Below are 23733 nucleotides of genomic sequence, written 5' to 3'. Positions count from 1 at the left end.
CGGGGGCATCCCGGGCGACCCCGGAGGGCCCGATGCCGTCGCGCTCCGGCGGTCAGCCGGCGACGTTGCCGAGGTACTTCAGGGTCAGGAAGAAGGTGAACTGCGAATTGGTGTCGACCTCGCTGTTGTTGGTGAACGAGGTCGTGTGGTTGAAGCCGATCAGCACGCATTCATCCTGGTAGAACAGGCTCTCGGAGATGTCGCGCGTCTCGTTGGCGATCAGGTCGCGGGTCGCGCTGACCGTGCCGTGCCAGTAGGACGTCAGCTGCGAGCTGACGCTGAGCGAGATCTCTTCGCGGTCCGGGAAGCCGGTCGTCGTGCCGTTGCTCGTCGTCTGGTTGCCCTGGATCGACAGGTAGTTCAGCGACAGGCGGAAGGCGGGGATGCCCGTGGTCAGCGTCGCCTCGCTGCGGCTGAGGTCGAGCGTGTCCTTGTTGGCGCGGAAGCGATAGGTCAGGTCGAGTTCCGGGATCGGCTGCAGGAACACGCGGCCGACGTAGTCCGAGAAGTTGTCCTCGAGACCGGAGCCCGGCGCGAACACGCCCTCGGTGACCGGCCGCCAGCTCTGGCCGACGAAGGCCTGGGAGAACAGGCCGCCGGGCGACACGAAGCTGTACTGCAGGCCGTAGTCGACGCGGCTGCCGGTGTCGATCAGGTCGCGGCCGGTGAAGCGGTTGGGCTGGAAGATGTTGGTGTCGTCGAACTCGAAGTCGACGCTGTCCTCGTTCGGGATGTCGCTGTTCTGGTTGAAGCCCGGCGCGACCACGCCCTGGACGATCGGCTCGATGATCTGGGTCGAATCGCCGACCGGGCCGGCCCAGGGATAGCGCCACTCCAGGCTCATCTGCGGGAAGACCCGGCCGGTCGTGAAGTTCTGGCCGTTCGTCGGATCGACGTTGTCGGGGTTGTTCGGGTCGAAGTCGTTGACGAAGTAGAGGTCGCTCTGGACGCCGACGCGGAAGCGATAGACGTCGCCGAGCGGGCTGGTATAGGGCAGGTTCCAGGCGGTGATCGCCGAGGCGCGGCGGCTGTCGCGGCCCTGCAGGCGGGTCAGGTTCCAGACGTTGGCGTCGAAGGTGTAGTAGCCGCCGGCCCGGCCGGGCTCGCTGACGTAGTTGGCGTCGATCGTCGGCAGTGCGATGACCTGCTGGTCGTCGGACTCGCCGACGCGCTGGGTCTGGTACCAGAAGCTGTTGGCCGAGAAGTAGTTGCGGCCGCGGAAGCCCTCGACGAAGCCGCGGCTGGTCAGGCGGTCCTCGGTGCCGAAGCCGAAGGTGCTGCGATAGGTCTTGTCGGTCGAGCGGTTGAGGTCCCAGCCGCCGCGGAAGTAGTCGTTGAAGTCGAAGCGGGCCTCCTGGTCGATGTCGCCGCGGAGCACGTCGTGCAGCCGGTCGCCCTGGTTCGGCTGGAGGTCGGAGCGCGTGCCGCTGACCCGCGTGATGATCCGCCCGTCCTCGAACAGGATCCGGTGCTCGACGCCGAGCAGCAGCGTCTGCTCGGTCGAGAAGCGCGGCGTGATCGTCATGTCGTGGTTGTTGGAGAAGTTCAGGAAGTAGGGGACGTCGAAGTAGCTGCCCTGGAAGGTCGAGTTGCCGAACGAGGGCGCCAGGAAGCCCGACTTCTTCTGAACCGTCGGATCCGGATGGTCGAAGTAGGGGGTGAAGAAGACCGGAAGGCCGAAGGCCTCGAGCCGGGCGTTCTTGTAGCGGACGATGTGCTCCTGCTTGTCGTGGACGATCTTGTCGGCCTTGATCTGCCAGACCGGCGCGGCGGTCGGGTCCTCGCGGCACAGGTTGCAGGGCGAGTAGACGGCGTTCTTGAGCGAGGTCCGGTTGCCCGCGGTGCGCAGCGCCGTCGTGCCGACCATGCGGCTGTTGTCGCTCAGCAGCACCTTGACGCCGCGGATGAAGCCCTCGGCCATGTCGTCGGTCAGCTCGGCGTACTCGGCGAACAGCACGTCGCCGGTCGGCTCGAGCAGCGAGACGTTGCCCGAGGCCGTCACCACCTGGGTCTTCAGGTTGTAGGTGACCGTGTCGGCCAGCAGGATCCGCTTGCCCTGGTTGATCTCGACGTGGCCGCGCGCGGTGACCACGCCGAGGGCGTCGTCGTAGTTGACCTCGTCGGCGGTGAAGGCGGCCGGCTCGTTGCTGGCGATGCCTTCCTGGGCCGCCGCGCGGCCACTGCCGAGCGCCAGGCAGGCGACGACGGCCAGCGCCGCCAGCCCCAGCCGCCGTCTCCTGTTCGGTTCCGTCAAGAGCCCCCCGGCCATTCGGTCAGCCGTCCTCGAGATGGAGCAGCATGGTGGCACCGATCATCAGCGAGATGCCGGCGGGCGACCAGGCCGCGAGCAGCACGGGGATCTTGCCCGAGAGCCCCAGCGCGAAGACGAAGTTGGTCAGGAAATACAGCATGAAGGCGATGACCACGCCGGTCAGCAGGATGACGCCGACCTTGCCGCGCCGCTGCGGCCGGAGCGAGAAGCTGGCCGAGAGCAGGACCATCGCGGTGAACAGCATGGGCAGCGACAGCAGCTTGTGGAACTGCAGCAGGTGGCGCGTCGCGCGGAAGCCGGCGCGCTCCAGCAGCCTGATGAAGCCGGGCAGATTCCAGAACGAGATCGTCTCGGGCGGCGAGAAGCTGTCGAGGATCTTCTCCGAAGTCAGGGTCGTCGGCAGCGTCAGCTCCGGCTCGCTGGTCGTCGGCACGCCCGGCACCGAGACGTGGGCGTCGCGGACCAGCCACTGCCCCTCCAGCAGCTGGGCGCTCTTCGCGTCGATCCGTCGCACGAAGTCGTCCTCGCCCTTGAAGACGTAGAAGGTGACGTCCTGGAGCGTCATGCCGGTCTGCGCCGCCCGCTGGGCGTGGATCACGGTCTGGCCGCCCTTTTCCGGCTGGCGCAGCCAGAGGCCGCTCTGCGAGACCGAGAGCTCCGAGACGCGGTTCTTGATGTAGCGCGCCTCGAGCGCGTCGTACTGCTTCAGCATCACCGCGGAGATCGGGTTGAGCACGCCGACGGCGAGCACGCCGATGATCAGCGAGACGCTGACCGCCGGCAGCAGGAACTGCCAGGCCGAGATGCCGGCGGCGCGCGCGACCACCAGCTCGTTGGTCCGGGTCAGCTTCCAGAAGGTGAACATGCCCGCGCCCAGGATGGTGAAGGGCAGGATCTCCTGGGCGAAGAAGGGCAGCCGGTAGAGCGCCATCTCGATGACGATCGACAGCGGCGTCTTCTCCTGGGTCGACAGGCGATCGACCAGGTCGATGATCGAGACCAGGAAGATGATGAAGGCGAGAGAGACGTAGAGGCCGAAGAACCAGCCGCAGAACTGCCGCGCGATGTAGAACGACAGGGTCGGCGACAGCTTCAGCCGGCGCATCTGCGGCAGAGCGAAATCGCTCACGTCAGCCTCCGCCGCTCGGCCGGGCGCAATGGGCCATGGCTTGTTGTCGTCCCCGTCGGTTCTTCGCCGGTCTCCCGTAGGACAGGGATAGCGGCTCCAAGGCAGGTTCGTCCAGCGTCAAGCCGGTCGCGGCGAGGCCGCCGTCGCCGGTTCGCGCGGGACGGTGACGGCGTCCGCTCCGCCCGCGGGGCGTTTCGTTGACGTCGCCGCGCCCCAGACCCTATGTCTATCCGGGAAAAGCGCGCGCCGGAGGGCCGCGCCGCAGCAGCTTGTGGAGCCCGACCCCCATGCGCATCGCCTTTGCCGCCCCGACCGTTAAGACCGCCGGCACGCTCGTCGTGGCCGTCACCGACGAGAAGCGGCTGTCGGCCTCGGCCGCGGCGGTCGACGAGGCGACCGGCGGCGCCGTCGGCCGGGCCATCGCCGGCAGCCGCTTCACCGGCAAGAGGGGGCAACTGCTGGAGATCCTGGCGCCCGCCGGCATCGACAGCCCGCGGGTGCTGCTGCTCGGCCTCGGCAAGCCGACGGAAATCACCGGGCTCGAGCTGGAGAACGCCGGCGGCAAGCTGGTCGGCCAGCTCAACGCGGTCGGCGAGACCAGCGCCAGCATCGCCGTAGACACCGTCGAGGGCACGGCCATCGCCGCGGTCGATATGGCCGCGCACATCGCCTTCGGCGCCCGCCTGCGCAGCTACCGCTTCGACAAGTACAAGACCAAGGAAGGCGCGGATAAGAAGCTGTCGCTCGGCGACCTGACCTTCCACGTCAAGGAGCCGAAGAAGGCGCAGAAGCGCTACGACGCCCTCTCGGCGATCGTCGACGGCGTGTTCCTGACCCGTGACGTCGTCTCCGAGCCGGCCAACGTGATCTTTCCCGAGAGCTTCGTCGAGCGCGCCCGCAAGCTCGAGAAGCTGGGCGTCCGGATCACCGTGCTCGGCGAGAAGGAGATGCGGAAGCTCGGCATGGGCGCCCTGCTCGGCGTCGGCCAGGGCTCGACCCGCGAGTCCCAGCTGCTGGTCATGGAGTGGCACGGCAGCGGCAGGCCCCAGGACGCCAAGAAGGGCGACGGCAAGAAGGCCAGGACCAAGGCCGGCCACGGCGAGGCGCCGCTCTGCTTCGTCGGCAAGGGCGTGTGCTTCGACACCGGCGGCATCTCGATCAAGCCGGCCGGCGGCATGGAGGACATGAAGTGGGACATGGGCGGCGCCGGCACCGTGCTCGGCCTGATGCACGCCCTGGCCTCGCGCAAGGCGCGGGTCGGCGTCGTCGGCATCTGCGGCCTGGTCGAGAACATGCCCGACGGCAACGCCCAGCGGCCGGGCGACGTGGTGACCTCGGCCTCCGGCCAGACCATCGAGGTCATCAACACCGACGCCGAGGGCCGGCTCGTGCTGGCCGACGCGCTCTGGTACGCGCAGGAGACCTACCGGCCGCGCATGATCGTCGACCTGGCGACCCTGACCGGCGCGATCATCGTCTCGCTCGGCAAGGAGCACGCCGGCCTGTTCGCCAACGACGACAGCTTGGCCGACAGCCTGATCGCCGCCGGCAAGGCGGTCGGCGAGACGGTCTGGCGGATGCCGCTCGGCGAGGCCTACGACCGCATGATCGACAGCGACATCGCCGACATGAAGAACGTCGGCAGCCGCTACGGCGGCTCGATCACCGCCGCGCAGTTCCTGCAGCGCTTCGTCAACGAGGGCACGCCCTGGGCCCACCTCGACATCGCCGGCATGGCCTGGTCGGACAAGGACAAGCCGACCGTGCCGAAGGGCGCGACCGCCTTCGGCGTGCGCCTGCTCGACCGGCTGGTCGGCGAGCACTACGAGAAGTGACGGCAGCCGCCGTCGGGTCTTCCGGCGGGGCCTTCATCGAAGCGACACGGAAAATTCATCGGCGAATCGACCGGCCCTCGGCGATTCCTTAACCGGCGGTTAAGCCTGCCGCCGCCTCTATACGGCGCGATACAAAGGTCTAGCCGGCACGGCTGGGCCGATGTGGCCGGATCTGGGGGGTCCTGTGACCGACGCTTGCGCCGAGCGCCGCGCCGAAGAGGCCGCGCCTTCCGATCCCGCCGAGCGGCGGATCGGTCCGCTGGCCCGGCGCCTGCCGCCGATCCCGGCGAGCCTCTCCTGCTCCGAGACCTTCGCGATCTTCGAGGGTCAGCCGGGGTTGCGCGGCCTCGCGGTGCAGGAGGAGGGCCGGCCGCTCGGCATGGTCAGCCGCGACACCCTGATGATCAGCATCACCAACCCGGTGCGCCACGCCCTCTACGAGCGTCGGCCGATCCGGCTGCTGATGAACCGCTCGCCGCTGATCGTCGACGCGGAAATGACTGTCGACGAGGTCTTCGAGCTGATCGCCGAGAGCCGCGGCGCGGCCCTCGGCGAGGGCTTCATCGTGACCCGCGGCGGCACCTACCTCGGCGTCGGCAGCAGCCTCGACCTGCTGCGCGAGTCGGTGCTGACCCAGCGCCAGCGCATCCTGGAGCTGGAGCTCGCGCGCCGCGCCGCCGAGCAGGCCAGCGAGGCGAAGTCGAGCTTCCTCGCCAATCTCAGCCACGAGCTGCGGACGCCGCTCAACGCCGTGATCGGCTTCGCCGAGCTGCTCGAGAGCGCGGTGGTCGGCCCGCTGAACGAGCGCCAGCTCGGCTATCTGCGCGACATCCACGGCAGCGGCCACCTGCTGCTGCGGCTGATCAGCGACCTGCTCGACCTGTCGCGGGCCGAATCCGGCCGGCTCGACCTGTTCGAGGAGCAGGTCGGCCTGTCGGCGCTGGTCGAGTCGGGCGCGCGCACCCTGTCGCCGCGCGCGCGCAGCCACGGCCTGGAGCTGGCGGTCGACCTGCCCGGCGACCCGTTGCTGGTGCTCGGCGACGAGCGCAAGCTGCTGCAGGTGCTGCTCAACCTCGGCACCAACGCCGTCAAGTTCACGCCGCGCGGCGGCCGGGTCGTGTTGCGTGCCGGCATCGACACCGACGCGGGGCCCTTCTTCGAGGTCGAGGACAGCGGCATCGGCATCGCGGAAGAGGAGCTGCCGAAGGTGCTGGAGACCTTCGGCCGCTCGGACGACCCCTTCACCCGGCGCACCGAGGGCGCCGGCCTCGGCCTGTCGCTCTGCCGGGCCTTCGTCGAGCTGCACGGCGGTCGTCTCGAGCTGGCCAGCCGCCTGGGCGAGGGCACGCGGGTGCGCGCCGCGCTGCCCGCCGCCCGGCTGCTCGAGGCGGAGCAGCCGCGCCTGGAGCGGGCCTGACCGGGCCGAACTGTGCTAGACGACACCTCATGACCGAGGTGCGCTTCTACCACCTGACCCGCACGCCGCTGGAGGCGGCGCTGCCGCAGCTGCTGGCCAAGACCCTGGAGCGCGGCAAGCGCGCCCTGGTCCGGATGACCGACGCGAAGCGCTGCGAGGAGCTGGCCGATGCGCTCTGGCGGCGCGACGAGCGCGGCTTCCTGCCGCACGGCACGGCCAAGGACGGCTTTCCGGCCGAGCAGCCGGTCTGGATCACGCCCGATGCCGGGAACGCGAACGGCGCCGGCTACCTGTTCCTCTGCGACGGCGCGCCGGCCGAGGGCCTGGAGGGCTACGAGCTCTGCTGCCTGCTGTTCGACGGCGGCGACCCCCGGGCGGTCGAGACCGCGCGCGGCCAGTGGCGCCAGCTGAAGGCGGAGGGCCACGAGCTCAGCTACTGGCAGCAGGACGAGCGGGGCGCCTGGTCGAAGCGCCAGGGCGGCTGAACTCTACCGCCGGACCTGCAGCCGCCGCGCCAGGCCGCGCTTGCGGCGCAGCTGGGCCTCGCGCTGGACGATGTAGAGGCCGCTGACCAGCACCAGGGCGAAGCCGATCCAGATGTTGGCCCCCGGGATCTCGCCCCAGACCAGCCAGCCGAGCCCGGTCGCCCAGACCATCGCCGTGTAGTCGAAGGGCACCAGCACCGAGACCTCGGCCAGGCGGTAGGCCTGGGTCATGACGATCTGGGCGATGCCGCCGAGGATGCCGACGCCGATCAGCAGCGCCAGGTCCGGCAGGCTCGGCGTGATCCAGACGAAGGGCAGGGCGAGGCCGGAGATCAGGGTCGTGGTCAGGGTGAAGTAGATGACGATCGAGACGTTGCTTTCGGTCTTCGAGAGCTTGCGCACCCAGAGGATCGCCAGGGCATAGGTGAGCGTGCCGAGCAGGGCCGCCAGGGCCGCCGGCTCGAAGGTCCCCGCCCCCGGCTTCAGCATGACCAGCACGCCGCCGAAGCCGACCAGGCAGGCCAGCCAGCGGCGCCAGCCGACGGCCTCGCCGAGCAGCGGCATCGACAGCGCCGTGACGAAGACCGGCGCCGCGAAGCCGATGGCGATGGCGTCGGCCAGGCGCATCTCCGAGTAGCTGTAGAAGAACAGCACCATCGAGGTCAGGCCGAACAGGCAGCGCAGCGCCTGGTCCAGCGGGTTGCGCACCAGCAGCGCCTGGCTGAGCCCGCCGACCCGCCAGATCATCACGCCGAGAGGCACGAAGGCGAAGAAGCTGCGGAAGAAGACGATCTGGAGCGTCGGGTAGCCGGCGCCCAGCCACTTGACCGCCGCGTCCATGATCGAGAACAGCCCGACCGCGAGCACCAGAAGCGCGATGCCCTCGACCGTGCGGTCGCCGCTGGTCGCGACCTCGGGCTCGGCCCGCGGCTCGGCGACCGGGATCGGCTCGCTGACCGCGGCCGGCACGCCCGGTTCCAGGAGGTCGCTAGGGAGGCTGGTCTGGTCGGGCACGGAGGGGCTGGCCGGCGGAAGGGATGAGAGGACCGCGCAGTCTACGCCGCGATCGGCGGCACAGCCGTGACAATCGCGCAGGCCTTGGCGGCCGATTTTCGTCGCCTCCGGCCCGCCACGGTTAACCGGCGGGTAACCGCGCCGGCGTAGCGTCGCCGTCAGGAGGACCGACGATGGCCGTGCGTTTCGCTCTGCTTGCCCTGCTCGCCGTGGTGGCGGCCGCGCTGGCCGCGCTGCCGGTCCGCGCCCAGTCGACCGGCACCACGCCGCCGCCCTGGTACGCCCAGCCGCCGGCCTGCACGGCCGAGCGCGAGGGCCAGCTGTTCTGCCAGGTCCAGGTGCTCTGCGAGTGCAGGCATTTCCGGGCCAGCCTGATGGACGGCACCAAGGCCGGCTATCGCTGGGACTGCGGGCCGCTCAGGCCGCGCTGCGGCGAGGCCGTGCAGCCCAAGGACCCGACGACCAATCCCTACCAGGGACCCTATCCGGGCATCCTGCAGTACAGCCCGAACATCCTGAACAACAGCAACTGACCGCTCCCGTCCGCTAGGACGCCGCCTCCAGCTCGCTCTGGGCTTCCAGCCAGCGCTCTTCCTGCTCGGCGATCCTGGCCACGACCGCGGCATGCTGCTTCTGCAGCTCGGTCAGCTTCTCCGTGCCGCCGTCGTAGAGCTTGGGATTGGCCAGGGCGGCCTCCAGGTTCGCCTTGTCGGCCTGCAGGCGGTGCAGCGCCTTCTCGGCCTGCTCGGCGGCGCGGCGCAGGTGGGCGACCGCCGCGCGCGCATCCGCCGCGGCCTTGCGGCGGTCCTTGGCCGAGGCCACGGGCGCCTTGTCCTTCTCGGCCTCGCGCTCCTGGCGCGCTTCGCGCCGTTCCGCCCGGCGCTGCGCCAGCAGCAGCTCGCGGTAGTCCGCCATGTCGCCCTCGAAGCCGGCGACGTGGCCGTCGGCGACCAGCCACAGGCGGTCGGCGACCATCTCGACGAGATGGGCATCGTGGCTGACCAGGACGACGGCGCCCTCGAAGGTATTGAGCGCCTGGACCAGGGCCTCGCGGGAATCGATGTCGAGGTGGTTGGTCGGCTCGTCGAGGATCAGCAGGTGCGGGCTCTCTCGGCTGACCAGGGCGAGGGCGAGGCGCGCGCGCTCGCCGCCCGACAGCTTGCCCGCCGCGGTCTCGGCCTTCTGGCCGGAGAAGCCGAAGCGGCCCAGGTGGTTGCGCAGCCGCTGCTCGGGCTCCATCGGCATCAGCCGGGCCATGTGCGCGAGCGCGGTCGCGCTCATGTCCAGGGTCTCGGCCTGGTCCTGGGCGAAGTAGCCGACCTTGAGCTTGGGCGAGCGGTTGAGCCGGCCGGCCTGGGTCTTCAGCCGCCCGGCCAGCAGCCGGGCGAAGGTCGACTTGCCGTTGCCGTTGGCGCCGAGCAGGGCGATGCGGTCGTCCATGTCGAGCCTGAGGTCGAGATCCGTCAGGATCGGCCGGCCCGGCTCGTAGCCGACGGCGCAGCCCTCCATCGAGATGATCGGCGGCGACAGCGCCTCGGGGGTCGGGAAGTCGAAGGAGACGGTCTGGTTCTCGACCACCGAGGCGATCGGCTGCAGCTTCTCCAGCATCTTGATGCGCGACTGCGCCTGGCGGGCCTTCGAGGCCTTGTAGCGGAAGCGGTCGACGAAGGCCTGGATGTGCCGGCGCTGGGCCTGGATCTTGGCGTTGCTCGATGCCTCGCGCTCGAGGCGCTCGCGCCGCGTCCGCTCGAAGGTGTCGTAGTTGCCGCTGTAGAGCGTCAGCTTCTGGCCTTCGAGGTGCAGGATCTTGGTCGGCACGCGGTTCAAGAGGCCGCGGTCGTGGCTGACCAGCAGCACCGTGCCGGGATAGGAGATCAGATAGCTCTCCAGCCAGAACGAGGCTTCGAGGTCGAGGTGGTTGGTCGGCTCGTCGAGCAGCAGCAGGTCGGGCTCGCTGAACAGCAGCGAGGCGAGCGCGACGCGCATGCGCCAGCCGCCGGAGTATTCGTCGAGCCGGCGCTGCTGCGCCGCCTCGTCGAAGCCGAGGCCGGCCAGGATGCGTGCGGCGCGCGCGGGGGCGCTGTCGGCGCGGATCACGGTCAGGCGCTCGTGGACCTCGGCGATGCGGTGCGGGTCGGTCACGGTCTCGGCCTCGGCCAGCAGCGCCGAGCGCTCCGTGTCGGCGGCGAGCACGAAGTCGATCAGTCGCTGCGGGCCGGAGGGCGCCTCCTGCTTTAGCCGGCCCGTGCGCACCCGGCCGGTCAGGCGCAGGTCGCCGCCGTCGGGCGCGACCTCGCCGTCGATCAGGCGCAGCAGGGTCGTCTTGCCGGTGCCGTTGCGGCCGACCAGGCCGACGCGCCAGCCCTTGTCGATCGCGGCCGTCGCCCGTTCCAGGAGGACGCGCGGGCCCAGACGGAAGGTGAGCTCGTTGATGTGCAGCATGGCGGGCGATTTAGCACGGCCGGCGCCGCCTTGCACCATTGCCGCCGCTCGAAGGCATGGCTATAAGGCGCGCGCCTCACCCAACGAAAACGCACAGCAACGCCTAGGCGAGAGGAGCCCAGCAATGGCCGTCCAGCGCACCTTTTCGATCATCAAGCCGGATGCGACCCGGCGCAACATCACCGGCAAGATCGTCGACCGTCTGGAGGGCGCCGGCCTGCGCGTCGTCGCGCAGAAGCGCATCCAGATGACCCGCGAGCAGGCCGAGGGCTTCTACGCCGTCCACAAGGAGCGGCCCTTCTTCAACGACCTGGTGACCTTCATGATCTCCGGCCCGGTGGTCGTGCAGGTCCTGGAGGGCGAGGACGCCGTCGCCAAGAACCGCGAGGTCATGGGCGCGACCAACCCGGCCAACGCCGACGCCGGCACGATCCGCAAGGACTTCGCCGAGTCGATCGAGGCCAACTCGGTGCACGGCTCGGACTCGCCCGAGAACGCCGCCACCGAGATCAAGTTCTTCTTCACCGACGCCGAGATCGTCGGCTGATACCGGCCTCCGGTCTCTGGTCGCCACGAACGAAAGGGGCGCCCCGCGGGGCGCCCCTTTTCGCATTGCCGAGGGCCGACGCCCCAGGCCGGTTCGCCCGTCAGACCAGGAAGATCAGCATCAGCACCAGGATGATCGCGATGAAGCCCGCGCCGTAGGCGGCGGAGCGCACGACGGTCTCGAAGAACTGCTGGTGCTCCCTGTCGAGCTGCTCGTTGTTGGCCATGGCCACGACCCCGTTGTCTCTAGTGCCTGTCGGTGCTTGTGATACGGAAAACGCGGGACGGCGACAAGAGGCTGCGGCGACGCGGCCCGAACGTGCGGCCCGATCGCGCGGCCGGAGGGCAGGACATGATCGAGATCGACGAGCGGCTGGCGATCCCCGAGGCGGAGCTGGAGATCACCTTCATCCGCGCCGGCGGGCCGGGCGGCCAGAACGTCAACAAGGTCGCGACCGCGGCGCAGCTGCGCTTCGACCTGCGCCGCTCGCCCTCGCTGCCGGCGGCGGTCAAGGCGCGCCTGCGCCGCCTGGCCGGGCATCGCCTGACCAAGGAGGGCGAGATCGTCATCACCGCGCGCAGCCGCCGGACCCAGGCCGAGAACCGCCAGGAGGCGATCGAGCGCCTCGCCGCCCTGGTCCGCGAGGCCGCCGTCGCGCCCAGGTTCCGCGTCCCGACCCGCCCGAGCCGGGCCGCGAAGCAGAAGCGCACCGACGCGAAGACGAAGCGCGGCGCCACCAAGCGCCTGCGCAAGGCGCCGCGGGAGGAGTAGGACGTAGGAGAAATTGCCTCTCCCCTCAGGGGAGAGGCCGGAACTTGCTGGTCTCAGCAAGTTCCGGGTGAGGGGGACGCCTGCTCCGGCCCTTCCTCCTGAAGCGCCTGTAAAATGGCGGTGCACACGCCTTCAGGGTTCTGCAGCACCTCATGATTCCAGAAACGAATCACGCGAAATCCGTGCGACGCGAGAAAGCGGGTCCGAGCGTCGTCGGCCTCGATGTCGCGTGCGTGATCAGCGCCGTCGACCTCGACGACCAGCCCGCCGGACAGGCAGACGAGGTCGACGATGTAGGGCCCGATCGAATGCTGGCGGCGGAACCGTGGCCGCCGAGCTGGCCGGCGCGCAGGCGCTGCCACAGGCGGCGCTCCGCTTCGGTCGAACTGCGGCGGAGCGCGCGGGCTCGACCGGTCTGGCGCGGGATCTTGACCATGGGATGCTCCGCGGCGGCGTCCCCCTCACCCGGGTCGGCGATGCCGATCCGACCTCTCCCCTGAGGGGAGAGGCGACGATTCTATTCTAAGCGCTTTCGCCCGGCACGATCAGCCGGGCGTCCGGTGCCGCGCCGGCGTCGTGGATGACGCGCTCGGCCTCGATGCGGGTGCGGCCGGCGGCGACCAGGGTGAGGCAGCGCGGGTAGAGCAGGTGCTCGGCGGTGAGCACGCGGGCCGAGAGGTCGTCGGGGTGGTCGCCGGGCAGCACCGGCACGGCGGCCTGGCCGATGATCGGCCCCTGGTCGACCTCGTCGCGCACGAAGTGCACGGTGCAGCCGTGCAGCCGGACCCCGGCCTGGAGCGCGCGCTCGTGGGTGTGCAGGCCGGGGAAGGCCGGCAGCAGCGAGGGGTGGATGTTGATCAGCCGGTCGCGCCAGTGGGCGACGAACCAGGGCGTCACCACGCGCATGAAGCCGGCCTGGGCGACCAGCGTGCAGCCGGCCGCCTCCAGGCGGGCGGTCACCTCCCGCTCGAAGCTCTCACGGTCGGCGAAGTCGCGGTGCGGCACCACGGCGGTCGGCACGCCGGCCGCCTTGGCGCGGGCCAGGCCCTGGACGCCGGCGACGTTCGACAGCACCAGGGCGATCTCGGCCGGATAGTCCGGTCGGGCCGCGGCGTCGAGCAGCGCCTGCAGGTTGCTGCCGCGCCCCGAGATCATCACGCCGACGCGGGTGCGGCTCACCCGGCGGCTCCCGCCTCGACGCACCCCGGCTCGAAGCGCACCGCGGCGCCCGAGCCGCGCGGCGCGATGCGGCCGATCGTGACGACGCGCTCGCCGGCCTCGCGCAGCAGGGCGGCGAGGGCCTCGGCGCGCCCGGCCTCGACCACCGCGACCATGCCGATGCCGCAATTGAAGGTACGGTAGAGGTCGGCCTCGGGCACGCAGCCGGCCTCGGCCAGCCAGTCGAAGACCGGCGCGCGGCGCCAGGCCGCGGGATCGATCACGGCGGCCAGGCCCCCGGGCAGCACGCGCGGCAGGTTCTCGGGCAGGCCGCCGCCGGTGATGTGGGCGAGGGCGTGGACGCCGCCGGCCGCGATCGCCGCGAGCAGCGGCCTGACGTAGATCCGGGTCGGCACCAGCAGCGCCTCGGCCAGCGTCACCTCAGGCTGGAACGGAGCCGGCTCGTCGTAGTTGACCCCGAGGTCGGCGACGACCCGCCGCACCAGGGAGAAGCCGTTCGAATGCAGCCCGCTGGACTCGAGACCGAGCAGGACGTCGCCCTCGGCGACCGCCGTGCCGTCGAGCTGCCGGCCGCGCTCGACCGCGCCGACCGAGAAGCCGGCGAGGTCGTAGTCGCCGCCGGCGTACATGCCGGGCATCTCGGCGGTCTCGCCGCCGACCAGGGCGCAGCCGGCCTGGCGGCAGCCCTCGGCGATGCCGCCGACGACGGCCGCGCCGTGCGCCGGATCGAGCCGGCCGGTCGCGAAGTAGTCGAGGAAGAACAGCGGCTCGGCGCCCTGCACGACCAGGTCGTTGACGCACATCGCGACCAGGTCGATGCCGACCGTGTCGTGCCTGCCGGCCTCGATCGCGACCTTCAGCTTGGTGCCGACGCCGTCCGTCGTCGAGACCAGCAGCGGGTCCCGGTAGCCGGCCGCCTTGGGGTCGAACAGGGCGCCGAAGCCGCCGAGCCCGCCCAGGCTGCCGCTGCGCGCCGTCGCCTTGGCGAGCGGCTTGATCGCCTCGACCAGGGCGTTGCCGGCATCGATGTCGACGCCTGCGTCCTTGTAGGTCCGGGGCGCGTTGAGTCTGCGCTGTGTCACGATCCGTTCCGTCTTCGTCGATGGTCCAGGCCGACAGCACGACGGCCCCTGCCGGCGACGCGCCGTCACGGCCTTGACCTTTGTGCCCCGGCGGTGCCTGCGGTATCACTTGGGCCGAGCAACATCCGACCTGCGCCGCTGCGCGCGGGAGCATAGCGACTCGCAAAGGCGTTGCAATGATCCTTAGGCTGCCTGCCAGGCTTCCCGTTCTCGTCGCCCTGGCCGTGATTGCGCTGCTGGCACTGCCGGCCGGCGCGGCGCGGGCCGACATCTTCACGGTGACCGGCGTGCACCTGGACGCGACCGGCGACAGCGTCACCGCCGCCCGCGACCAGGCCATGGCGGAAGGCCAGGTCCAGGCCGTGCAGAAGCTCTGGGAGCGGCTGGTGGCGCCCGAGGCGCGCGCGCTGATCCCGCCGCTCTCGGCCAGCGACCTCAGCAACTACTACATCCGCAACCTGCGGGTTTCCGGCGAGCAGACCTCGAGCAACCGCTACATCGCCGACCTGACGGTGCAGTTCCGCGCCGACCAGATCCGCCAGTTCCTGCGCAGCAACAACATCCCCTACGCCGAGACCCAGAGCCGTCCGGCGCTGGTCCTGCCGATCTACGGCGCCGAGGGCTCGGCCGTGCTGTGGGCCGGGGACAATCCCTGGCTGACGGCCTGGCAGCAGTACGACTCGCAGAACGACCTGGTGCCGGTGGCCGCGCCGCTCGGCGACCTGGAGGATCTGACGGCGGTCGACGTCGGCCGGGCCGCGGCCGGCGACCTCGAGTCGCTGTCGGCGATGGCGCAGCGCTACAATGCCGGCGACGTGCTGGTGACCCGCGCGGCGCTGAGCGGCGACCCGGCGGCCGGCAACGCCGCCCTGCAGGTCACGACGATGCGCTACCCCAATGCCCAGGGGCCGGCGGAGACGACCAGCGACAGCCTGACCCAGCAGCCGAACGAGGACCTGACGGCCCTGCTGGCGCGCGCCGTCGCCGGGGTCAGCGCGCGGCTGCAGGACAACTGGCTCGCCCAGAACCAGCTGCACTACGACCAGCAGGCGCAGCTGCAGACCCTGGTGCCGGTCAACAGCCTCGCCGAGCTGGTCGAGATCCAGCGCCGGCTCGGCCAGGTCGCCGCGGTGCGCAGCTACTACACGCTCAGCGTGACCCGGACGTCGGCCAAGATCGGCCTCGTCTACTACGGCGATCCGATGCAGCTGCAGCGTGCCCTGTCGCAGGTCGACCTGGCGCTGGAGCAGGTCGGTCTGCCGAGTCCCGGCAATCCCGGCTGGCAGCTGCGCCTGACCCGTGCCGCGCTGCAGATCGACAGCGCGCCGCTCGGCGGCAACGGCCAGCTCGAGACCCTGCCGCCGTCCCAGGCGGCGCCGGGCACGGACGGCCAGACGGCGCCCGGCACCGTGCCCCAGACAGCGCCCGGTTCGGCGCCTGGGACCGCGCCCGCGACCCCGTCGGACTCGACGCAGGGCTCGACCGTGCGGCCGCTGACCGACGCGAGCGGCAAGCCGGTGACCGTGCCGGTGACGCAATAGCCGGCGGTCGGACAGGCGCGGGCGCGGCGCGGCCCGGCGGCCGAAAGGCCCGGTCGCGCGCACGGGGTGATCTGAGGGGCAGGGGCCGATGACGGCGGAACGACAGCTGCGCACCTGGGCGATCGGCCTGGTCGTCTTCGTCGTGCTGCTCTACCTGCTGCGCGACATCCTGCTGCCCTTCGTCGCCGGCATGGCGATCGCCTATTTCCTCGACCCGATCTGCGACCGTCTGGAGCGTGCCGGCCTGTCGCGGACCTGGTCGACGGTCACCGTGACCGCCGGCTTCGTCGTCCTGCTGCTGCTGTTCCTCGGCCTGCTCGTGCCGATGCTGGTCGACCAGGGCGGGACCCTGGTCGCCAAGCTGCCGCAGCTCGTCGACCTGCTCCGCGAGGGGCTGCAGACGCTGCTCGCCAAGGTCCAGCATCAGGCCGACCCGGCGCTGTTCGAGAAGATCCGCGGCGCCGTCACCGAGCAGCTGGGCAAGCTGACCTCGGTGCTCGGCGGCCTGGTCGGCGGCGTGCTGACCGGCAGCCTGGCGATCGCCAACTTCCTGTCGCTGCTGTTCCTGACGCCGGTCGTCGCCTTCTTCCTGCTGCGCGACTGGGACCGCCTCGTCGAGCGCATCGACGGCTGGCTGCCGCGCCGCCAGGCGCCGACGATCCGCCGCCTGGCGCGCGAGGCCGACGCGATCCTGTCCGGCTACGTGCGCGGCGTCGCCTCGGTCTGCCTGATCCTCGGCACCTTCTACGCGATCGGCCTGACCGCGGTGGGCCTCAGCTCCGGCCTGATCATCGGGCTGATCGCCGGCTTCCTGTCCTTCATCCCCTTCCTCGGCGTGGCGATCGGCTCGCTGCTCAGCATCGGGCTGGCGCTGCTGCAGTTCGACGAGCATTGGCGCATCCTGGCCGTCGCCGTGATCTTCGTCGTCGGCCAGTCCGCCGAGGGCAACTTCCTGACCCCGAAGCTGGTCGGCGACCGCATCGGCCTGCATCCGGTCCTGGTGATCTTCGCGCTGCTCGCCGGCGGCACGCTGTTCGGCTTCACCGGCGTGCTGCTGGCGATCCCGGTCTCGGCGGTGATCGGCGTGCTGGCGCGCTACAGCCTGTCGGAGTACCTGGCCAGCCCGCTCTACACCGCCGGCACCGGCGACGAGCCGCCGGCCGTCGGACAGCCGGCGGAACAGCCGGGCGGCCCCACCGGCCCCGGGGCGGAAGACCGCGACCCGCCAGCATGACCGCGCCAGCCCAGCTCGTCCTGACCCTGCCGCAGCGGCCGGCCCTGGGCCGCGCCGACTTCCTGGTCGCGCCCTGCAACGAGACCGCCGTCGCCTGGATCGACCGCTGGCCGGACTGGCCGGCGACGGCGCTCGCCCTGGCCGGGCCGGCCGGCAGCGGCAAGAGCCACCTCGCCGAGGTCTGGCGCGGCGTCAGCAGCGCCCCCTCCTTCTCGGTCGCCGAGCTGGAGGCGGAGGGGCCGGCCGGGCGTCTCGGCGCCGCCCGTGCGGCACTGCTCGACGACGCGGCCGCGGTGGCCGGGCGGCCGGCCGCGGAGGAGGCGCTGCTGCACCTCTACAACCTGCTGGCCGAGCGCCGCGGCACGCTGCTGCTGGCCGCCGAGGCCGAGCCGGCGCGCTGGCCGGTCGGCCTCGCCGACCTCGCCTCGCGTCTGGCGACGGCCACGGTCGCGCGCCTCGGGCCGCCCGACGACGCCCTGATGAAGGGGCTGCTGATCAAGCTGTTTTCCGATCGCCAGCTGCGCCCGGCCGCCGAGGCGGTCGACTATCTGGTGGCCCGCATGGAGCGCACCTATGCTGCCGCCCAGCGTCTGGTCGAGGCGATCGACCGGCGCGCGCTGGCCGAGCGGCGGCGGGTCACCAAGCCGGTCGCCCGGGCGGTCCTGGACGCGCTCGGCGAGGCCGGCGAAAGCGAACGATAGACAGCAAGCAGGGAGACTGCCCGATGGACATGGGTATCCGCGGACGCAAGGCGCTGGTCTGCGCCGCCAGCAAGGGTCTCGGCAAGGGCTGCGCCATGGCGCTGGCCGGCGAGGGCGCCGAGCTGACCATCGTCGCACGCACCGCCGGGACCCTGGAGGCGACGGCGCAGGAACTGCGCGAGGCCTACGGCGTCCCGGTGACCGCGGTCGCCTGCGACATCACGACGGCCGAGGGGCGGGCCCGGGCGCTGGCTGCCTGCCCGGAGCCGGACATCCTGGTCAACAACGCCGGCGGCCCGCCGCCGGGCGACTTCCGCAACTGGACCCGCGACGACTGGATCGCCGCGCTCGACGCCAACATGCTGACCCCCATCGAGCTGATCAAGGCGACGGTCGACGGCATGATCGGGCGCAGGTTCGGCCGCATCGTCAACATCACCTCCTCGGCGGTGAAGGCGCCGATCGACATCCTGGGCCTGTCGAACGGCGCGCGCGCCGGCCTGACCGGCTTCGTCGCCGGCATCGCGCGCAAGACCGTCGAGCACAACGTCACGATCAACAACCTGCTGCCCGGGCCCTTCGACACGGACCGCCTGCGCGGCACCGCCGAGGCCGCCGCCGCCAAGGCCGGCAAGAGCGTCGAGGCGGTGCTCGACGAGCGGCGCCTGTCGAACCCGGCCAAGCGCTTTGGCACGATCGAGGAGTTCGGCGCCGCCTGCGCCTTCCTGGCCAGTGTTCACGCCGGCTACATCACCGGCCAGAACCTGCTGCTCGACGGCGGCGGCTATCCGGGTACGCTCTAGCAGGGCCTCGGCGAGCGGGCCCTCGGTTGACAAGGCCACTTACTAGACCGATCCTTCAGGTCATCTAGTTTTGTGACACTTTCGTGACAGTATTCGCGGGGCAAGGGGACTCAATGACCGGGGTGCGCGGCGGTCGCTCGGCGTCCGATGGCTGACGAGATCGAGCTGAAGCTGAGCCTGCCGCCGGCGCAGCTGGAGAAGCTGCGCCGGCATCCGTTCGTGCGGATGATCGCCCAGGGCCGGGCGAAGCGCCGGCGGCTGGTCGGCACCTACTTCGACAGCGAGGACTTCCTGCTGCGCGACCGGCGCATGGCCCTGCGCCTGCGCGACGTCGGCCAGCAGCGCCTGCAGACCTTGAAGATCGCGCCTGCCAGCTATGCCGCCCTGCTCGCCGGGCGCGGCCTCGGCGGCGGCAGGGCGCCGGCGGCCAGCCCGGCCACGGTCCAGCACCTGATCGAGTACGAGACCGTGACCGAGAGCGACGGTCCGGACATCGGGCTGATCGAGGACGAGGCGCTGCGCGACTTCTTCCGGGACGAACGCCTGGCCGAGCGGCTGGAGCCGGTCTTCTCGACCGACATCGACCGGCGCACCCTGCTGCTGCGCCACGCCGACGCCGAGATCGAGCTGGCCCTGGATATCGGCGAGATCCATGCCGGCGGCCGCAGCGAGGCGGTCAGCGAGGCCGAGCTGGAGCTCAAGTCCGGGCCGCCGGCGCGGCTCTACGAGCTCGCCCTGCTGCTGTCCGAGCAGCTGCCCTTCCGCCTGGAGGCACGCAGCAAGGCCGAGCGCGGCTACGCCCTCTACGAGCAGCTTGCGCCGACGCCGAACCGCGGCCGCAAGCCGGAGCTCCAGCCCGGCATGACGGTCTCCGAGGCCTTCGCCCTGCTGGCCGGCGCCTGCCTGGAGCAGATGCGCGGCAACGAGTCGGCGGTGCTGGCCGGCGCCGATCCGGAGGGCGTGCACCAGCTGCGCGTCGCGCTGCGCCGCCTGCGCGCCCTGGTCTCGCTGATGAAGACGGTGCTGGCGCCCGACGCCGCGGCCTTCCTGAAGGAGGAGCTTCGCTGGCTGCAGCAGAGCCTGGGCCCGGCGCGCGACTGGGACGTGTTCGGCATCGGCACGCTGAAGCCGCTGGCCCGCCGCCTGCCCAACGAGCCCAGCCTGGGCGGCCTGGAGAAGGCGGTCGAGGCGGCACGCGCGCAGGCCTACCGGGACGCCCAGGCGGCGCTCGCCGACGTGCGCTACAGCCGCCTGCTGCTGCGCCTCGCGCTCTGGCTCCAGGAGGGCGGCTGGCACCGGCGCCCCGAGTTCGGCGAGCCGGACCCGGCCGGGCGGCCGATCACCGAGCTGGCCGACGCGCTGCTGAGCCGCCGCGACAAGGCCCTGCGCAGGACCGCGCGCAAGCGCAAGGGGCGCAGCGAGGCCGAGCTGCACGAGGTGCGCATCGCCGCCAAGAAGCTGCGCTACGCCGTGGAGTTCTTCCGCGGCCTCTACGGCAGCAAGGCGGTCAAGCGCCACCTCGTCAGGCTGGTCGCCCTGCAGGACACGCTCGGCACGCTCAACGACGCGGTCGTCGGGCACCGCCTGATCGACGAGCTGGAGGCAGCCGGCGCGCAGGACCGCAAGCGTGCCTTCGAGCCCTATGCCGCAGGCCTGGTGATCGGCTGGCAGGCGGCGCGCATCGAGGCCGACCTCGGCCATTTCGCCGCGGCCTGGGACGACTATCGCAAGGCACGGCCCTTCTGGGGGCGCTGAGCGCTCCCCACCTCTTCCCCATGGAGCACCTCGAGCAACCGGACCCGGTCACCTGGGACGAGCGGCGGCTCTGGTTCGAGGCCCGGCAGCAGGAGCGGGCGCGCCAGGGCGGCAGCCGCTTCTCCGAGCAGGCGACGGCGCTGACCATCGACCTGCAGGCCTGTTTCTGCGCCGGCGCCTGGGTCGCCTGCGTGATCCTGGCCGGCGCCGTCGTCGAGTCGCAGGCCGAGGCGACCGGCCGCCACGACGCCGTTCCCGCCGAAGAGCTGGTCTGGCTGCGCGGCCTGCGCAACGCGCTGCTGCACGAGAACCGCCGCGAACCGGTGCTGACGCTCGAGGACCAGTGGACCCGCCGGCCCGACTGGGAGAAGGCGGCGCGCCGGGCGGTTTCACTCGTCTTCCTGGCGATGTATCCAGGGGAGGACGGTTAGTGAAGACGGCACCAGCCCGCTCCCCCACCCCGCCACCCATTCCAGGATACTGTCGTTGGGTGGCGGGGTGGGGGAGCGGGCTGGCGCCGGAGCCAGTGTAGGGAGTCTTTCATGAGCGAGTTGGACGGCAAGGTCGCGGTGGTCACGGGCGGCGGGCGCGGCATCGGCGCGGCGATCGCCGAGGCGCTGGCGGCGAAGGGCGCGCGCGTCGTGGTGACGGCGCGCAGCCTCGGCGCCTGCGAGGACGTGGCGGCCGGGATCCGAGATGCCGGCGGCAAGGCCGAGGCGCTGGCCTGCGACGTCAGCCGCCCGGCCGCCGTCGAGGCGATGCTCGCCGGCACCCGCGCCGCCTTCGGCCCGGTCGACATCCTGGTCAACAATGCCGGCGTGATCCAGCCGATCGGCCTGCTCGCCGAGTGCGACGCCGAGGCCTGGCTCGACAACGTGCGGATCAACCTGGGCGGCGCCTTCCTGGCGGCGCGGGCGGTGATCCCCGCGATGGTCGAGCGCGGCGGCGGCACGATCGTCAACATCTCCTCGGGCGCCGCGCACCGGCCGCTCGAAGGCTGGAGCGCCTACTGCGCCGGCAAGGCCGGGCTCGCCATGCTGACCGGCTCGCTGCACCTGGAGTACGGCCGGCAGGGCATCCGCGTCTTCGGCTTCGGCCCGGGCACGGTCGACACCGAGATGCAGGTGCAGATCCGCGCCAGCGGCATCAACCAGATCAGCAAGCTGCCGCGCGAGAGCCTGGCCAAGGTCGAGCGGCCGGCGGCGGTCGTCGCCTGGCTGTGCGGCAAGGCCGCCGACGACCTGGCCGGCCAGGAGCTCTCGATCCGCGACGAGGAGCTGCTGAAGCGGGTCGGGCTGTAGCGCGGTGGCGGCGGTGCGGCAGGTCCTGGCCCGCGTCCACGGCCGGGTCCAGGGCGTCTGGTTCCGTGCCTGGACGGTCCAGGAGGCGCAGCGCCTCGGCCTCGACGGCTGGGTGCGCAACCGCCGGGACGGCACGGTCGAGGCGCTCTTCGCCGGCGCCGCGGCGGCGGTCGAGGAGATGCTTCGGCTCTGCCACGACGGCCCCCTGCATGCCCGGGTCGTCGCGGTCGAGACCGCCGAGACCGACGAGGCCGCGCCGGCCGGATTCGAGCAGCGGCCGACCGCCTGAGGAGCGGGGCGGGAGGCTGCCCTTCGCAGCCGTCTCTTTTCCGCGGCCGGCGGCGCGCCTACCTTCGCAGCCATGATCGACTTCGACGCCCCGGAGCCCGGCCGCGACTACGTCAAGCGCCCCGGCTCCTACGCCATCGCCTTCAAGCCGGGCAGCGGCCTGCTGCTGGTCGAGACCAGGGACGGCTGGGAGATCCCCGGCGGAGGCATCGAGCCGGGCGAGACCGGCGAACAGGCCCTGGCCCGCGAGCTGCTCGAGGAGACCGGCTACCGGCTCGTCGAGGCGCGGCCGCTGGTCTGCGTGCGCCAGTGGCTGACCAAGCCGGTCGAGGGCAAGTTCTTCCACAAGTACGCGACCTTCTACCAGGTCGCCCTGGAGGACAGCGGCCATCCGCCGAGCGAGGCTGGGCACCGGCCGTTCTGGGGCTCGCCGGCCGAGGCCTACGGCCGCATGGCCGAGAGCAGCCACGAGTGGATCCTCGGCCTGGTCGTCGAGCGGCTGCTCGAAAAGCTGCGGGCGGCCTGAGATGGCGGCCTTCGCGCTCGAGCCGGTGACGCCGCGCCTGGGCGCGCGGCTGACCGGTCTCGACCTCGGGCAGCCGATCTCGGAGGCCCTGGCCGAGGACCTGCGGCAGACGCTGGCCGAGCGGCTGGTGCTGTTCCTGCCCGGGCAGAACCTTTCGATGGCCGCGCTCAAGCGCGCGACCGCGGTCTTCGGGCCGCTGACCCGCGTGCCCTACATCGCGCCCTCCCCGGAGGACCCGGACGTCGTCGCCGTGCTGAAGGAGGCCGACGAGGCGAAGATCGCGACCTTCGGCGGCGACTGGCACTCCGACTTCTCGTTCCTGGAGCGGCCGCCCGGCGGCTCGCTGCTGCAGGCCGTCGAGCTGCCGCCGGTCGGCGGCGACACGCTCTGGGCCGACCAGGTCACGGCCTGGGCGACCCTGCCCGAGGACCTCAAGGAGATCCTGACGGACCGCCGGGCGATCCAGACCGGCGCGCCCTACGGCGTCAGCCGCGCGCCGAGCGGCGCGCTCAGCCGCTCGATCAGGATCACCCGGGGCGATCCCGAGGCCGACCGCGAGCGGGCCCACCCGGCGGTGCGCCGCCATCCGGTCAGCGGCAGGGCGGCGCTGTTCGTCAACCCGACCTACACGACCCGCCTCGACGGAATGACCGAGCAAGAGAGCGCGCCGATCCTGGCCCGGCTCTACGCCCACATGACCCGGCCGGAGTTCTGCTGCCGACACCGCTGGCGGCCCGGTGACCTGACGATCTGGGACAACCGCGCGACCCTGCACTTCGCCGTCAACGACTACGACGGCCACCGCCGCCTGCTCTGGCGCACGACCTTCGAGGGCGAGGTGCCGATTCCGGCGTAGGCCGCCCTCGACGGCTTCGTCCGGCGACAGGGTCGGGATGAAGCCCCTGCAATAGCCGGCTGGCTCGCGTCGTCCCGGGCTCGCCGAAGGGCGACGCCGAAGCGGCGGCGGCGCTCCGGCCGCCCCGCCTGACCGGACCGCCTGCCTGCCCCGACGATGGGCCCCGACGATGGGCCCCGGCCGGACGTCCGCCGGGCGTCGGCGGCGCCTGTCGATTCCACCGAAGCGCGGTCTGCGGCGCCCGTCCGATGCGGGACCTGCGGCCCTGTCCAGCTCGCAGCCTTCCCGTCCGATGCAGCCTGCCCGATCGGCAGCCTGCCGACGGTAAGCGCTCACTTAACCCCCTCCTGGCCAGCCTGACCTGATCGTGCGAAGACCCCTCCGCTTTGGACGGAGGTGTCTGCGTGGAACGAGACGGCAAAATGGGCGGCCCTTTGGGCGTCTCAAAGGAAGGCTATGCGGGCCGGCTGGAGGTTCTCTCGGGTCCGACGGGGCGCCGACAACGCACGGAGGCGGATAAGGCGCGGATCGTGGCGGAGAGCCTGCTGCCGGATG

General features: G+C 71.6%; 24 protein-coding genes and 1 pseudogene. 16 read left to right on the top strand and 9 right to left on the bottom strand.

The window, feature by feature from the left end; all coding sequences use genetic code 11:
- Window positions 1-52: 52 nt before the first annotated feature.
- Together B9O00_RS30900 and lptG are read right to left on the bottom strand one after the other, a co-directional pair.
- Entirely contained in the window at window positions 53-2269 is a 2217-nt protein-coding gene (locus B9O00_RS30900) for an LPS-assembly protein LptD (RefSeq protein ID WP_085127125.1), read from the bottom strand.
- 4 nt (window positions 2270-2273) lie between these two features.
- Window positions 2274-3401 carry an LPS export ABC transporter permease LptG gene (gene lptG, locus B9O00_RS30895; RefSeq protein ID WP_085127123.1) on the bottom strand — a complete coding sequence of 376 codons (1128 nt, stop codon included), beginning with the start codon at window positions 3399-3401 and terminating at the stop codon, window positions 2274-2276.
- Window positions 3402-3688: 287 nt separating this feature from the next.
- Here lptG and B9O00_RS30890 point away from each other — a divergent pair, with 287 nt between their 5' ends.
- The 3 genes from B9O00_RS30890 to B9O00_RS30880 all read left to right on the top strand — a co-directional run bounded on the left by B9O00_RS30890 (window position 3689) and on the right by B9O00_RS30880 (window position 7138).
- Complete coding sequence (locus B9O00_RS30890) at window positions 3689-5236, top strand: leucyl aminopeptidase (protein ID WP_085127121.1); 1548 nt, start codon at window positions 3689-3691, stop codon at window positions 5234-5236.
- A 184-nt stretch (window positions 5237-5420) separates the two neighbouring features.
- Window positions 5421-6653, top strand: a complete 1233-nt coding sequence (locus tag B9O00_RS30885) for a sensor histidine kinase (protein ID WP_143596424.1) — start codon at window positions 5421-5423, stop codon at window positions 6651-6653.
- 29 nt (window positions 6654-6682) lie between these two features.
- Entirely contained in the window at window positions 6683-7138 is a 456-nt protein-coding gene (locus B9O00_RS30880) for a DNA polymerase III subunit chi (RefSeq protein ID WP_085127117.1), read from the top strand.
- A gap of 3 nt (window positions 7139-7141) precedes the next feature.
- Here B9O00_RS30880 and B9O00_RS30875 read toward each other — a convergent pair whose 3' ends face one another.
- Entirely contained in the window at window positions 7142-8107 is a 966-nt protein-coding gene (locus B9O00_RS30875) for a DMT family transporter (protein WP_085127115.1), read from the bottom strand.
- Between the two features lie 218 nt (window positions 8108-8325).
- On the opposite strand from B9O00_RS30875, the gene B9O00_RS30870 reads away from it, so the two are divergent.
- A complete protein-coding gene (locus B9O00_RS30870) occupies window positions 8326-8685 on the top strand; it encodes a hypothetical protein (protein ID WP_085127112.1) in 360 nt (119 codons plus the stop codon).
- Between the two features lie 13 nt (window positions 8686-8698).
- Here B9O00_RS30870 and B9O00_RS30865 read toward each other — a convergent pair whose 3' ends face one another.
- Window positions 8699-10594 (bottom strand): ABC-F family ATP-binding cassette domain-containing protein, encoded by a 1896-nt coding sequence (locus B9O00_RS30865; RefSeq protein ID WP_085127110.1) that lies wholly within the window; start codon window positions 10592-10594, stop codon window positions 8699-8701.
- Between the two features lie 124 nt (window positions 10595-10718).
- On the opposite strand from B9O00_RS30865, the gene ndk reads away from it, so the two are divergent.
- A complete protein-coding gene (ndk, locus tag B9O00_RS30860) occupies window positions 10719-11141 on the top strand; it encodes a nucleoside-diphosphate kinase (protein WP_085127108.1) in 423 nt (140 codons plus the stop codon).
- Between the two features lie 100 nt (window positions 11142-11241).
- Here the strand turns inward: ndk and B9O00_RS32875 are convergent, their stop codons facing one another.
- The gene (locus tag B9O00_RS32875) at window positions 11242-11367 is read right to left on the bottom strand and encodes an aa3-type cytochrome c oxidase subunit IV (RefSeq protein ID WP_143596423.1); all 126 of its coding nucleotides are present in this window, start codon (window positions 11365-11367) and stop codon (window positions 11242-11244) included.
- Window positions 11368-11492: 125 nt separating this feature from the next.
- Between B9O00_RS32875 and arfB the strand changes: the two genes are divergently transcribed.
- Window positions 11493-11912 (top strand): alternative ribosome rescue aminoacyl-tRNA hydrolase ArfB, encoded by a 420-nt coding sequence (gene arfB, locus B9O00_RS30855; protein ID WP_085127106.1) that lies wholly within the window; start codon window positions 11493-11495, stop codon window positions 11910-11912.
- A 53-nt stretch (window positions 11913-11965) separates the two neighbouring features.
- On the opposite strand, the gene B9O00_RS30850 is transcribed toward arfB, so the two are convergent.
- The 4 genes and pseudogenes from B9O00_RS30850 to purM all read right to left on the bottom strand — a co-directional run bounded on the left by B9O00_RS30850 (window position 11966) and on the right by purM (window position 14176).
- On the bottom strand, window positions 11966-12274 hold the full coding sequence (locus B9O00_RS30850; protein WP_268810797.1) for an endonuclease domain-containing protein: 309 nt from the start codon (window positions 12272-12274) through the stop codon (window positions 11966-11968).
- An 8-nt stretch (window positions 12275-12282) separates the two neighbouring features.
- Window positions 12283-12348, bottom strand: a pseudogene (locus tag B9O00_RS34085) (hypothetical protein); the annotation flags it as partial.
- A gap of 86 nt (window positions 12349-12434) precedes the next feature.
- Complete coding sequence (purN, locus tag B9O00_RS30845; protein WP_085127104.1) at window positions 12435-13091, bottom strand: phosphoribosylglycinamide formyltransferase; 657 nt, start codon at window positions 13089-13091, stop codon at window positions 12435-12437.
- Entirely contained in the window at window positions 13088-14176 is a 1089-nt protein-coding gene (purM, locus tag B9O00_RS30840; RefSeq protein ID WP_089229860.1) for a phosphoribosylformylglycinamidine cyclo-ligase, read from the bottom strand. The genes purN and purM overlap by 4 nt, the downstream gene beginning before the upstream one ends.
- Window positions 14177-14349: 173 nt before the next feature.
- Here purM and B9O00_RS30835 point away from each other — a divergent pair, with 173 nt between their 5' ends.
- From B9O00_RS30835 to B9O00_RS30790, 10 genes are all read left to right on the top strand, one after another.
- A complete protein-coding gene (locus B9O00_RS30835; protein WP_085127100.1) occupies window positions 14350-15714 on the top strand; it encodes a DUF2066 domain-containing protein in 1365 nt (454 codons plus the stop codon).
- Between the two features lie 88 nt (window positions 15715-15802).
- A complete protein-coding gene (locus B9O00_RS30830) occupies window positions 15803-16948 on the top strand; it encodes an AI-2E family transporter (protein ID WP_085127098.1) in 1146 nt (381 codons plus the stop codon).
- Window positions 16945-17649 (top strand): HdaA/DnaA family protein, encoded by a 705-nt coding sequence (locus B9O00_RS30825; RefSeq protein WP_085127096.1) that lies wholly within the window; start codon window positions 16945-16947, stop codon window positions 17647-17649. Before B9O00_RS30830 ends, B9O00_RS30825 begins: the two co-directional genes overlap by 4 nt.
- A 23-nt stretch (window positions 17650-17672) precedes the next feature.
- Window positions 17673-18452: an SDR family oxidoreductase gene (locus B9O00_RS30820; protein WP_085127094.1), complete on the top strand. Its 780-nt coding sequence runs from the start codon at window positions 17673-17675 to the stop codon at window positions 18450-18452.
- 147 nt (window positions 18453-18599) lie between these two features.
- On the top strand, window positions 18600-20207 hold the full coding sequence (locus tag B9O00_RS30815; RefSeq protein ID WP_085127092.1) for a CYTH and CHAD domain-containing protein: 1608 nt from the start codon (window positions 18600-18602) through the stop codon (window positions 20205-20207).
- A gap of 20 nt (window positions 20208-20227) precedes the next feature.
- The gene (locus B9O00_RS30810; protein ID WP_085127090.1) at window positions 20228-20638 is read left to right on the top strand and encodes a hypothetical protein; all 411 of its coding nucleotides are present in this window, start codon (window positions 20228-20230) and stop codon (window positions 20636-20638) included.
- A gap of 111 nt (window positions 20639-20749) precedes the next feature.
- A complete protein-coding gene (locus B9O00_RS30805) occupies window positions 20750-21508 on the top strand; it encodes an SDR family NAD(P)-dependent oxidoreductase (protein ID WP_085127088.1) in 759 nt (252 codons plus the stop codon).
- Window positions 21509-21521: 13 nt separating this feature from the next.
- Window positions 21522-21797, top strand: a complete 276-nt coding sequence (locus tag B9O00_RS30800) for an acylphosphatase (protein ID WP_200808721.1) — start codon at window positions 21522-21524, stop codon at window positions 21795-21797.
- Between the two features lie 72 nt (window positions 21798-21869).
- Window positions 21870-22322 (top strand): NUDIX domain-containing protein, encoded by a 453-nt coding sequence (locus B9O00_RS30795; protein WP_085127084.1) that lies wholly within the window; start codon window positions 21870-21872, stop codon window positions 22320-22322.
- A 1-nt stretch (window position 22323) separates the two neighbouring features.
- The gene (locus tag B9O00_RS30790) at window positions 22324-23178 is read left to right on the top strand and encodes a TauD/TfdA dioxygenase family protein (protein WP_085127082.1); all 855 of its coding nucleotides are present in this window, start codon (window positions 22324-22326) and stop codon (window positions 23176-23178) included.
- Window positions 23179-23733 lie beyond the last annotated feature (555 nt).

The sequence above is a fragment of the Tistlia consotensis USBA 355 genome, from assembly GCF_900177295.1.
GTDB classification, from domain to species: domain Bacteria; phylum Pseudomonadota; class Alphaproteobacteria; order Kiloniellales; family DSM-21159; genus Tistlia; species Tistlia consotensis.
This window is presented reverse-complemented; position numbering and strand designations above follow the sequence as displayed.